The sequence below is a fragment of the Cellulomonas olei genome (genome assembly GCF_039548315.1).
Taxonomy (GTDB): domain Bacteria; phylum Actinomycetota; class Actinomycetes; order Actinomycetales; family Cellulomonadaceae; genus Cellulomonas.
In genome coordinates, this window is the sequence record NZ_JBCLVN010000021.1 from 29,988 (window position 1) to 41,184 (window position 11,197).

The window sequence follows — 11,197 nt, forward strand, 5'->3', positions numbered from 1 at the left end:
CAGTCAGGGACGACGACGTCGCCCTCCGGCAACCAAGGAGACACCGTGCGACTCCACGGCGAGGACGCCGCCACCACCTCGGGCGGCGGGACCCACGTGACGACCGAGAGCCTGACGCTGCTCGAGAAGGCGGCGCTGCTGACGGGCAAGACGGTCTGGGAGAGCCGGGACCTGCCGCGGCACGGGGTGCGGTCGTTGTGGTTGGCGGACGGCCCGCACGGGGTGCGCAAGCAGCTGGGTGCCGCCGACCACCTGGGGATCGCCGCCTCCCAGCCGGCCACGTGCTTCCCGACGGCGGCGGCGGTGGCGAACACGTGGGACGTGGAGCTGGCCGAGCGGGTCGGTGCTGCGCTGGGTGCCGAGGCCGCGGCGCAGGGCGTGGACGTGCTGCTGGGCCCGGGTCTGAACGTCAAGCGCTCGCCGTTGGGCGGGCGGAACTTCGAGTACTTCTCGGAGGACCCGCTGCTGGCCGGGCGGATGGCGGCGGGGTACGTGCGCGGCATCCAGTCCCGGGGGGTGGCGGCGTGCCCGAAGCACTACGCCGCGAACTCCCAGGAGCTGCGGCGGATGGTGTCGGACTCCGTGGTGGACGAGCGCACGTTGCGGGAGATCTACCTGTCGGCGTTCGGGATCGTGGTGACCCAGGCCCGTCCCCGGTCGGTGATGTCGTCGTACAACCTGGTCAACGGGGTGTACGCGCATGAGGACCCGTTCCTGCTGGGCACGGTCCTGCGCGAGGAGTGGGGCTTCGACGGTGCGGTGATCTCCGACTGGGGCGGCTCGAACGACGTCGTGGCCGCGGTCGCCGCCGGGGGCACCCTGGAGATGCCCGCCGCGGGCCTGGACTCCGCTCGCCAGGTCGTCGACGCCGTGCGCACCGGCCGGATCACGCAGGCCGACGTCGACGCCCGTGCGGCCGAGGTGCTGCGGCTGGTCGCCGACGCGCGCCGCAGCCCGGCGCCGGAGGTGGACCCGCTCGAGCAGCACGCGCTGGCCCGGGAGGTCGCCGCGCGATCGGCGGTGCTGCTGAAGAACGACGAGGCGATCCTGCCGCTCGCGCCCGGGACCCGCGTCGCCGTGGTCGGCGACTTCGCGCGCACGCCGCGGTACCAGGGCGCCGGGTCCTCCGCCGTGAACCCGACCCGGCTCGACTCGGTGCTCGACGTGATCGGGGACTCGGGGCTGGAGATGACGGCGTTCGCCGCCGGGTTCCGGCGCGACGGCACCCCGGACGCCGCGCTGCTCGCCGAGGCCGTCGAGGCGGCGCGCGGCGCCGACGTGGCCCTGCTGTTCCTCGGCCTGGACGAGATCGCGGAGTCCGAGGGCCTGGACCGCTCGACCCTCGCGCTGCACGCCGCGCAGGTGGAGGTGCTCCGGGCGGTCGCCGAGGTCAACCCGCGCACGGTCGTGGTGCTGGCGGGCGGCGGCGTCGTGGAGGTGCCGTGGCTCGGGTCCGCGCAGGCCCTCGTGCACGGGTTCCTCGCCGGGCAGGCGGGCGCGGGCGGGCTGCTCGACGTCCTCACGGGCGTCGTCAACCCCTCGGGCCACCTGGCGGAGACCGTCCCCGTGGTGCTGGCCGACACCCCGACCGCCGGGACGTTCCCCGCGCAGGGTCGGACGGCGGAGTACCGGGAGGGGCTGTACGTCGGCTACCGGTACTACGCGACGGCCGGCGTGCCGGTGGCGTTCCCGTTCGGGTTCGGCCTGTCGTACACGACGTTCGCGCACTCCGGCCTGTCGGCGACGGCGGACGCCGCGACGGTGACGGTGACCAACACCGGCCCGGTGGCGGGCGCGGACGTGGTGCAGGTGTACGTGTCCCGCGTCTCGCCTGGGGTGCACCGTCCGGCGCGGACGCTGGCGGGGTTCGCGCGCGTCGAGCTCGAGCCGGGGGAGTCCGCCACGGTCACGGTTCCGCTGGGGGAGGCGGCGTTCCGGCACTGGGACGTCGCGTCCGGGGCCTGGCAGGTCGAGTCGGGCACGTGGCGCGTGTTGGCCGGGGCGGACGTGGAGGACCTGCCGCTGTCCGCGGACGTCGAGGTCGCAGGCACGATGGCCCCGGACGCGGCCGACGCCACGCCGGAGCGTTACCGCACCGGTGATGTGCAGGACGTGCCGGATGCGGACTTCGTGGCGCTGCTGGGTCGGCCGTTGCCGTCGTCGGTGTGGTCGGGGCCGCTGACGGTGAACGACCCCCTGTCGGCGATGGCCGGTGCCCGTTCGCCGCTGGCGCGTCTGGCGTTCCGGGTGCTGGCGTGGCGGCGGGACGTCGCGGACCGCCGCGGGAAGCCGGATCTGAACATCCTGTTCCTGCTCAACATGCCGTTCCGCGCGATCGGGAAGATGACCAACGGCATGGTCGACGCCGCGATGGTGGACGGGATCGTCCGCATCGTCAACGGCCACTTCTTCTCGGGGACGGGCGCCACGGTGCGCGCGTTCGTCCGCAACCGCCGCGCCAACCGGCGCACCGCCCGGCAGCTCGCCGGCGACGCCCCCGGCCGCAGCGCCTGACCCGGCCCGGCTCCACCTCGATCGAGAGAGACCTGCGATGATCACCCGCCTTCGCGACGCCTGGCGTCGGTTCGCCGTCAAGCGCCCCGGCGTCGCCCAGTTCGTCGTGTTCTTCCTGCTGAGCAACGGGATCACGGTGCTGCAGCTCGCGCTGATGCCGCTGATCAAGTGGTTGTTCGGGATGACGTCGCTGGTCGACACCGCGTTCCAGGTCTGGCCGGTGGGGTCCAACCCGGACGGGTCGCAGTTCTTCGTGTTCGACTACGCCGCCGGGGCCCTGCCGGGCGGTGGTGGTGGCTTGGCATACTTCCTGGCCGTGCAGATCACCTTGCTGGTGGCGCAGGTGATCAACTTCTTCGCCCAGCGGAACATCACGTTCAAGTCGAACACCTCGGTGGGCAAGGCCGCGGCCTGGTACGCGATCGCGTACGTGGCGATCACGATCCTGGCGGCCGCCGCCCAGGGCCTGTACAAGACGCCGATCTACGACCTGTTCATCGACTCCTGGGGTCTGGGCGGCACGGGCGAGACCCTGGCGGACTTCGTCACGATGATCATCAACGCCGCGATCTCGTTCTGGGTGTTCTTCCCGATCTTCAAGGTCATCTTCAAGCAGGTCCCGGAGGTCGCGGCGCCGGCCGCAGCAGCCGACGCCGACGCCGGGGAGGTGCGGACGTCGTGACGAGCCCGCTGCTGACCGTCGTCGTCCCGGCCTACAACGCCCAGGACTACCTCGCCCGGGCGCTGGACTCCCTGGTCGACTTCGGCCCGGACCTCGAGGTCATCGTCGTCGACGACGGCTCCAGTGACGGCACCGCGGTGCTCGCCCACGAGTACGTCGACCGGTTCCCGGGCCTGGTGCGGCTGCTGCGCAAGCCCAACGGCGGGCACGGGTCGGCGATCAACGCCGGCCTGGACCACGCCCGCGGGGACTACCTCAAGGTCGTGGACGCCGACGACTGGCTCGACCGCGACGCCCTGGCCCAGGTCCTGACGACCCTGCGCGGGTTCCGGACCGGGGAGCAGGAGGTCGACCTGCTGGTGGCGAACTTCGTCTACGAGAAGGTCGGCAAGCGCACCAAGACCGCCGTGCGCTACGCCGGCGCCCTGCCCCGCGGGCGGGTCATCGGCTGGGACGCCACCGGCCGGTTCGCCAAACGCCAGTACCTGATGATGCACGCCCTGACCTACCGCACCGCCGTGCTGCGCCAGGTCGGGCTGCGCCTGCCCGAGCACACCTTCTACGTCGACAACCTCTACGCCCTGGTCCCCCTGCACGCCGTGCGGACCCTGTACTACCTGGACGTCGACCTGTACCGGTACTTCATCGGGCGCGCCGACCAGTCCGTGCAGGAGTCCGTCATGCTGCGCCGCCTGGACCAGCAGCTCCGGGTGAACTGGCTGATGCTCGAACACGTCTCACGCACCCCCGTGAGCGACCGGCGCCTGCGCCGCTACCTGCTGCACTACGTCGAGATCATCTGCGCGGTCTCCTCCATCCTGCTCATCCGCGCCGGCACCCGCGAGTCCCTCGCCGAGAAGGACCGCCTCTGGGAGCGCCTGCGCGCCGCCGACCCCTGGCTCTACCGCCGCGTGCGCTGGTCCGCCCTCGGACAGATCTGCAACCTCCCCGGGGCGGCCGGGCGCCGGGTGTCGGTGCTGGCGTACCGCGTCGCGCAGCGCGCCATCGGCTTCAGCTAGGCGGGGCCGGGCGGGCCGGACGGCTCGGCCCCGCGCTCCCGGGCGGCGTCGAGCACCCGGCAGACCTCCGCGTCGGGCGTCGGGGCGAAGTCGCGGTACTCCTGGCCGACCGCCGCGAACACCGCCGGCTCGCGCAGGCACACCAGCCCGTCGGCCTCCGCGGCCAGCAGCCGCGCGGTGTCCGGCGGGCAGACCGGCAGCGCGACGACCACCCGCGCCGCGCCCTGCCGTCGCAGCGCCGCCACCGCGGCCCGGACGCTGGCGCCCGTCGCGGCCCCGTCGTCCACCACCAGCACCGTGCGGCCGGCGACGGCCTGCGGGGCGCGGTCCCCGCGGTAGGCCGCCTCGCGCCGGCGGAGCTCCGCCGCCTCCGCGGCCCGGACCTCGGCGAACGCGTCCGGGCTCACGCCGGCGGCGCGCAGCACGGCGTCGTTGCGGACCTCCACGACGTCCCCCGCGAGCCCGGCCAGCGCCCCCATGGCGAGCTCGGGGTGCCCCGGGAGGCCCAGCTTGCGGACCACCAGGACGTCGAGCGGCGCCCCGAGCGACGCGGCGACGGGGCCCGCCACCGGTACCCCGCCGCGCGGCAGCGCGAGGACGACGGCGTCCGTCAGGCGGGGGTCGCCCGCCAGCACCCGCGCGAGCGCGGCACCGGCCCGCGCGCGGTCCGCGAACGGTTCCCCGCGCCTCGTCCGCCCGCCCCGGGCGGTGCCGGCGCCCGCCATGCCTGCGACGCTACTCCGGATGCGACGGCGCGGGACCGGCGCGACCCTGGGACGCGTCGGCCGGCTCCCGGCCGGTCGGGTCGACGCAGGGGCGCGACCCGACGGACCGGGGCCGGCCGGCGGCGTGCGGCCCCGCCCGGCATCGCGGCCGTGCGGCGACGACGCGGAGGCGCGGCGACGACGCGGCCGTGCGGCCTCCCCGGGGGCTCCCGTCAGGGCGCGGTCGTGGCCGGTCCGGAGGCCTCCGGCGCCGTCGTCGTCGGACCCGCCGTCGGGCCCGTCGTCGCCGGGCCGGGAGCCGGGTCGGTCCGCGTCACCGTGATCGAGATCGTCACGGCGTCCGCGGCGCCGAACCGGGCGGAGGCGATCCCCACGGCCGGCCCCACGACGGCGACGCCGACCAGCAGCGCGGTGAGGACGGCACGCGTGCGCCTGCCCAGCACGGGCTCGCGCGGCCCGGCGTGGCCGCGGGTGTCAGCCGAGGAGGAGCGCATCGTCACGGTGCTGCCGGGCGGCTGCCCGCCGGTCGCCCGCGGCACGGCGGGCGCGCCGGTCGTCGAGCAGGGACAGCAGCTCCAGGGTCGCGAGCGCGGCGAGCGGCGGCACGAGCATCGCGGCCCGGCCCTGCGCCGAGCCGGCCCAGGCCAGCACCCAGCCCCAGCGGGGGTGCACGTCGAGGATGATGCCGCGCACCTGCGACAGGGGCGTGGCGTCGGGGTCGGGCTCGGCGTTCGCGTCGCCCTTGGTGAAGATGTACGGCCGGGTCAGCGGCTCGCCCGTCACCGGGTCGTCCTGCTGGACCATCCGGCCGGTCGCCTCGTCCTGCCGCAGCACCGGCAGGTTCCTCAGCGCGATGATCCGGTGGGTCACGAGCTGGTCCGACCCCGCGGGCCAGAACGTGGCCACCTGCCCGATCCGGAGCTGCGACGGGTCGGTGATGCGCCGCATGACGACGGCGTCGCCGGCGTCGAACGAGCCCTGCTCGGGCCCGGACATGGAGCCGGACGTGACGATCAGCAGGCGCTGGCCGTTGGCCTGGAACCACAGGGGCACCGCCACCGACGTGGCGTAGGCGAGGCCGCAGAGCACGATGACCGTCCACAGCCCGGCGCGCAGGGCGCGTCGTCCCGCCGGAACCGGGGTCGCGCGGCGCGGCCGGTCCGGGTGCGGTGCCCGGCGCTCGACGGCCGGGCGCGGCCTCCTGGTCATCGCTCCTCGGGTGGTGGGCCCGCCGTCACAGGTGCGGGTTCTCGGGGTCCTGCTGGGCGTCGAACGTCAGCTCGAGGTCGGTGGTCGCGTCCTGGAAGTCGTCGCCGAGCGACTCGGGCACGGTCACCTGGACGCACAGCGCCTCGGCGGAGCCCGCGATGATCCGGCGCTCCACCGGGACGATCTGCTGCGGCGCGGTGGACAGGGCGTCGACCTGGGCGAGCACCTCACGCCCGTCCACGCCGGCGGCGGTGCACGTCGGCGCGGCGTACAGCGTGAGCCCGAGCTGCCCGGCCAGCGCCTTCCCGTCGGGGTCGGTCGCGGTGTACGTGACGCCGTAGACCAGCGCGAGGGAGCCGTCGTTCTCGACCGTGACGGCGCTGAAGATGTCGTCGCCGGGCGCCAGCAGCCCGGGGGGCAGGGTGAACGCGGCGTCCTCGCCGGCGGCGATGTCGACGGTCCCGGTGGTGATGCCGGTGCGCCCGGTGTCGTCGTTGTCGGTGAAGATAGCGGACGTCACGAGCGACGTCATGCCGAGACCGGCCATGCCGAGGATCGCGACGGTGGTCACCAGGCGGCGGCGTCGTGCCGGGTCGCGGCGCGGCGGCGGCGGCGTGATCATCTCGCGGAGCAGCTCGTCCATCCGGGTGGTCATCCTCACGGGTGAGTTCGAAACGGTCGTACCGGGTGCTATCGGTCAGATCGTCGCGCACCTTGAGCCCGGATGTCCGGTTCTCGGGTGAGTCATGTGACCGCGTGTCGCGGGTCCACGTCACGCGGCAGGTCCTCGGCGCGCAGCCGGTCGGGCGGCACGGCGGGGGAGTACAGGTAGCCCTGGGCCTGGTCGACGGTCAGCCGGCGCAGCACCTCGGCGGTCCGGCCGTCCTCGACGCCCTCGGCGACGACCTGCAGGCCGAACGAGTGCGCGAGGTCGACCATGGCCTTGACGACGACCTCGGACCCCTCGCGGCCCGTCGCCGAGAGGTCCGCGACGAACAGCCGGTCGATCTTCAGCCCGTGCACGGGCAGGTCGCGGAGCTGGGAGATCGAGGTGTTGCCGATGCCGAAGTCGTCGATCGCGACCCGGACGCCCGCGTCGGCCAGGCGCTGCAGCACGGGGACGACCCGCGACGGGTCGCTGACCAGGGCCGTCTCGGTGATCTCGACCTCCAGCAGGTCCGGCGTCACGTCGTGCGTGGCCAGCAGGTGCTCGATCACCTCGGCGACGGTGGCGGACGTGACGTCGTGCGCCGAGAGGTTGACCGCGACCGGCACGGGCTCGCCGTGCTCCCGCCACGCCGCGAGCTGCTCGACGCACGCGCGCAGGGCGTACCGCGTCAGGTCGTGGATCAGGCCCGACTGCTCCGCGAGCGGCACGAACAGGTCCGGTGGCAGCATCCCCCGGGTGGGGTGGCGCCAGCGCATGAGCGCCTCGAGGCCGACGGTCCGGCCGGTGCGCAGGTCGATCTTCGGCTGGTAGTGCAGCTCGAGCTCGTCGGCGACCCCGAGCGCGCGGTGCAGGTCCCCGAGCAGCACGAGGCGGGCCGGCGAGGAGTCGTCCTCCTCGGGCGAGTAGACGGAGACGCCCAGGCGGTGCGTCTTGGCGGTGTACATCGCGACGTCCGCCATCCGCATCAGCGAGGACGCGTCCTCGGCGTGGTCCGGCAGGCACGCGACGCCGATGGAGGTGTCGACGTGCAGGGCCAGGTCCCCGAGCATGAACGGCGGCACGAACAGCTGCCGCACCCGGCGGGCCGCGGCGTCCGCGTCGGCCACGGACCGGACGTCCGGCAGCAGGATCGCGAACTCGTCGCCGCCGAGCCGGGCCACCACGTCGTCCTCGCGCAGGGCGCCCCGCAGGCGCTCGGCGACCTGCTCGAGCAGCTCGTCGCCGCGGTCGTGGCCGAGCGAGTCGTTGATGTCCTTGAACCGGTCGATGTCCAGCAGCGCGAGGCCGACGGTGCCGCCGGTCGCCGAGGACTCGTCGATCGCCCGCGCGAGCCGGTCCGCGAGCATCCGCCGGTTCGGCAGCCCGGTCAGGGAGTCCAGCAGGGCGAGCCGGGCGTTCTCCAGGGCGGACGCCTGCAGCCGGCGCGAGGCGTTGCGCACGGTCCGGAACAGCAGCACCCACAGCAGGGCGAGCCCGCCGGCGACGACGAGCGTGACGGTGCGCACGGCCGACGACACCGCGTCGGCGGTGCCCTGGTAGTCGAGCATGACCTCGGCGGCGCCGATGACGACGCGGCCCTGCTGCACCGGGACGTAGACGTCGAGCAGGGTGGTCTCGGTGCCGCCGACCTGCTCGCCGCGCACCACGGTGACGACCTGGGCGACCGGCTCCCGCTCGCGGGTCGCGGCGTCCAGCCGCTCGCCGTCCGCGAACCCGGTGGAGTCCGCGTGCGAGTCGTACAGCAGGGTGCCGTCGACCGTCCAGAGGCGCAGGCGCCGCAGCTCGCGGAAGCCGGCGACCTGCTCGGTGACCCGCTGGGCGTCGTCGGGCGCGAGCACGCCGACGGTGAAGGCCTCCTCGGGGACCCCGGCGGAGGCGTAGGACTCGATGGACCGGGCGAGCGCGATGCCGTCGCGCTGGGCCTGCTTCTGCATGACGTCGCCCGTGACGAGCACGAGGGCGACGCCGAGCGCGAGCATGGCGAGGACGCTGACGACGGCGAAGTACCGGGTCAGCGGCCAGCGGCGGTGTGCGGTTGCCAGCGGACGGCCTCGGGTGCTCGCAGGGACGGCCACGAGGGTGTGCGCGACCGGTCCCGAGACTAGGTGCGACGCGCCGGAATTGGCGAGAAGATCCGTGTTGCGGCGTTTCGCCACAATTGCCCGGTCTGCCGCCGGGCGCGGGACCCGGCGCACCCCGGTCGCGACGCCACGGCGCCGGCACCCGTTCGGGTCACGCCCGCCCGCGCGCGGGCGGGGTAAGGTCCAGCCGCCCCCCTCCTGCGGCCCCGGAGCGTCCCGATGCACGAGCTCGCCCTGTGCTCCGTCGAGCACGACGGCCGCACCGTGCTGTCCGGCTACGTGCGGACCTACGACGACGGCGTCCTCTGGGCGGGCACCGAGGGCATCGTGCGCGGCGTCGCGGAGGGCGAGCACTACACGCTGCGCGTGCTCGACGAGGTGCGCGGCGAGTGCGTGTACGTCGGCGCCGTCGCCCGCATCACCGCCGACACCGTCGCGTTCGCGGGCGTCGAGCTGCTGTCCACGCTCCAGAAGCGCGCGGTGGCCCGGGTGGCCGTCAGCGTGGAGTGCGAGGGCTTCGCGACCCCGGCCGGCACCCCGCACGACGAGGGCGCGACACCCGCCGGGGACGGGGCGCCCGGGAGCGGGGAACGGCCCGTGCAGTTCACCGTGCTCGACGTGTCCGCGCACGGGATGCGTATGATGAGTCAGACCGAGCTGCCCCCCGGCAGCACGGTGAGGTTCGTCTTCCCCGAGCTGTCGGACGCGTTCTGGCTGCAGGCGGTCGTCGTCCGTGCCCAGCCCTCGCGCTCCGGGACGCACTACGGCTGCCGGTTCGTGGAGACCTCCCCGCGGGAGACGGACGCGCTCTTCCGCTACGTCCTGCGCACGCAGGGCGCCCAGCGCCGCCAGCAGACGCTCGCCTGACCGAGCCGCCGGCGCCGGTCGCCGCCCCGCGCGCACGGACCTGCGGCCCGAATCCGACGCCGGAAAGACCTCACCCATGCCTTCCTTCACCGATCTCGGTGTCCCGGCCGCCCTCGCGGCCTCCCTCGCCCAGCGCGGCATCACCGACCCGTTCCCGATCCAGACCGCGACGCTGCCCGACACGCTCGCGGGCCGCGACGTGCTCGGCCGCGGCCGCACCGGCTCCGGCAAGACGATCGCGTTCGCGCTGCCGGTCGTCACCCGGCTCGCCGCGTCGCGCACCCGGCGGGCCCCGGCCCGGCCGCGGGCCCTCGTGCTCGCCCCCACCCGGGAGCTCGCGACCCAGATCCACGCGACGGTCGAACCCCTCGCCGCCGTCAGCGGCCTGACGTCCACGACCGTGTTCGGCGGTGTCGCGCAGAGCCGTCAGGTGACCGCGCTCAACGCCGGCATCGACGTCCTCGTCGCCTGCCCCGGCCGCCTCGAGGACCTCATCCGCCAGGGGCTGTGCTCGCTCGACGCCGTCGAGGTCACCGTCCTCGACGAGGCGGACCACATGGCCGACCTCGGGTTCCTGCCCGTGGTGAAGCGGCTGCTCGACCGCACGCCCCGCGGCGGCCAGCGCCTGCTGTTCTCGGCCACGCTGGACAACGGCGTCGACGCGCTGGTGTCGCGGTACCTGGACCGGCCGACCACGCACTCCGTGGACCCCGCGGTCGCGCCCGTGTCCACCATGACCCACCACGTCCTCTCCGTGGCGGACGCGGACGCCAAGAAGGAGGTCGTGCGCGAGCTCGCGTCCGGCACCGGGCGCCGCGTGCTGTTCACCCGCACCAAGCACCAGGCCAAGAAGCTCGCCAAGCAGCTCACCGCCGACGGGATCCCCGCGGTGGACCTGCAGGGCAACCTCGGCCAGGGCGCCCGCGAGCGGAACCTCGCGGCGTTCACGAGCGGGGAGGTGCGCGTGCTCGTCGCGACCGACATCGCGGCGCGCGGCATCCACGTCGACGACATCGAGCTGGTCGTGCACGTCGACCCGCCGGCCGAGCACAAGGCCTACCTGCACCGCTCCGGGCGCACCGCGCGGGCCGGGTCCGGCGGTGACGTCGTCACCGTGATGCTGCCCGAGCAGGCCGGTGACGTCCGGGACCTCACCCGCAAGGCCCGCATCACGGTGACCCCGCAGCGGGTCGCCCCGGGCTCCGCCGTCGTCGCCGGGCTCGTCGGGGACGTCGCCGAGCGTGTCGCGCCCGCCGCCCCCGCCGCTACGGCGCAGCGCGCCGCCTCCGGCACCGGTTCCCGCCGCGGGGGCCGGGGCGGTCGCGGCACCGGACGCACGGGCCAGGGCGACGCGACCCGCGCCGGGACCACGTCCGGCGTGGCCGCCGAGCGCGGCACGCGGGGACGGGGCGCCGCGGGCGACCGGCCCG

Annotated in this window: 10 protein-coding genes; 5 read left to right on the forward strand and 5 right to left on the reverse strand. The window is 74.8% G+C overall.

Features of this window, described 5'->3' with window-relative positions; all coding sequences use genetic code 11:
* Positions 1–45: 45 nt before the first annotated feature.
* From AAHH18_RS08385 to AAHH18_RS08395, 3 genes are read left to right on the forward strand one after another with little or no spacing between them, the layout of a single operon-like run.
* On the forward strand, positions 46–2,514 hold the full coding sequence (locus AAHH18_RS08385; RefSeq protein ID WP_343301291.1) for a glycoside hydrolase family 3 C-terminal domain-containing protein: 2,469 nt from the start codon (positions 46–48) through the stop codon (positions 2,512–2,514).
* A gap of 37 nt (positions 2,515–2,551) precedes the next feature.
* Positions 2,552–3,196, forward strand: a complete 645-nt coding sequence (locus AAHH18_RS08390) for a hypothetical protein (protein WP_343301292.1) — start codon at positions 2,552–2,554, stop codon at positions 3,194–3,196.
* Positions 3,193–4,215 (forward strand): glycosyltransferase family 2 protein, encoded by a 1,023-nt coding sequence (locus tag AAHH18_RS08395; RefSeq protein WP_343301293.1) that lies wholly within the window; start codon positions 3,193–3,195, stop codon positions 4,213–4,215. Before AAHH18_RS08390 ends, AAHH18_RS08395 begins: the two co-directional genes overlap by 4 nt.
* Here the strand turns inward: AAHH18_RS08395 and AAHH18_RS08400 are convergent.
* The 5 genes from AAHH18_RS08400 to AAHH18_RS08420 form a co-directional block, all read right to left on the reverse strand.
* Entirely contained in the window at positions 4,212–4,940 is a 729-nt protein-coding gene (locus AAHH18_RS08400; protein ID WP_343301294.1) for a phosphoribosyltransferase, read from the reverse strand. The two genes, AAHH18_RS08395 and AAHH18_RS08400, sit on opposite strands and share 4 nt — an antisense overlap.
* 212 nt (positions 4,941–5,152) lie before the next feature.
* On the reverse strand, positions 5,153–5,434 hold the full coding sequence (locus AAHH18_RS08405; RefSeq protein ID WP_343301295.1) for a hypothetical protein: 282 nt from the start codon (positions 5,432–5,434) through the stop codon (positions 5,153–5,155).
* Positions 5,415–6,149 carry a S24/S26 family peptidase gene (locus tag AAHH18_RS08410; protein WP_343301296.1) on the reverse strand — a complete coding sequence of 245 codons (735 nt, stop codon included), beginning with the start codon at positions 6,147–6,149 and terminating at the stop codon, positions 5,415–5,417. The genes AAHH18_RS08405 and AAHH18_RS08410 overlap by 20 nt, the downstream gene beginning before the upstream one ends.
* Positions 6,150–6,174: 25 nt before the next feature.
* The gene (locus AAHH18_RS08415) at positions 6,175–6,810 is read right to left on the reverse strand and encodes a hypothetical protein (RefSeq protein ID WP_343301297.1); all 636 of its coding nucleotides are present in this window, start codon (positions 6,808–6,810) and stop codon (positions 6,175–6,177) included.
* An 83-nt stretch (positions 6,811–6,893) separates the two neighbouring features.
* On the reverse strand, positions 6,894–8,798 hold the full coding sequence (locus AAHH18_RS08420; RefSeq protein ID WP_343301298.1) for a putative bifunctional diguanylate cyclase/phosphodiesterase: 1,905 nt from the start codon (positions 8,796–8,798) through the stop codon (positions 6,894–6,896).
* Positions 8,799–9,119: 321 nt separating this feature from the next.
* Between AAHH18_RS08420 and AAHH18_RS08425 the strand changes: the two genes are divergently transcribed.
* Both AAHH18_RS08425 and AAHH18_RS08430 read left to right on the forward strand, forming a co-directional pair.
* Positions 9,120–9,767, forward strand: a complete 648-nt coding sequence (locus tag AAHH18_RS08425; protein ID WP_283319423.1) for a PilZ domain-containing protein — start codon at positions 9,120–9,122, stop codon at positions 9,765–9,767.
* Between the two features lie 76 nt (positions 9,768–9,843).
* Positions 9,844–11,197 (forward strand): DEAD/DEAH box helicase (locus AAHH18_RS08430; RefSeq protein WP_343301299.1); only part of this gene is annotated, 1,354 nt, incomplete at its 3' end.

Bases quoted from the DNA above. Each gene is read 5' to 3' on its own strand.
- AAHH18_RS08390 (WP_343301292.1), top strand. From the start codon at position 2,552: ATGATCACCCGCCTTCGCGACGCCTGGCGTCGGTTCGCCGTCAAGCGC.
- AAHH18_RS08400 (WP_343301294.1), bottom strand. From the start codon at position 4,940: ATGGCGGGCGCCGGCACCGCCCGGGGCGGGCGGACGAGGCGCGGGGAA.
- AAHH18_RS08405 (WP_343301295.1), bottom strand. From the start codon at position 5,434: ATGCGCTCCTCCTCGGCTGACACCCGCGGCCACGCCGGGCCGCGCGAG.
- AAHH18_RS08410 (WP_343301296.1), bottom strand. From the start codon at position 6,149: ATGACCAGGAGGCCGCGCCCGGCCGTCGAGCGCCGGGCACCGCACCCG.
- AAHH18_RS08420 (WP_343301298.1), bottom strand. From the start codon at position 8,798: ATGCTCGCGCTCGGCGTCGCCCTCGTGCTCGTCACGGGCGACGTCATG.
- AAHH18_RS08425 (WP_283319423.1), top strand. From the start codon at position 9,120: ATGCACGAGCTCGCCCTGTGCTCCGTCGAGCACGACGGCCGCACCGTG.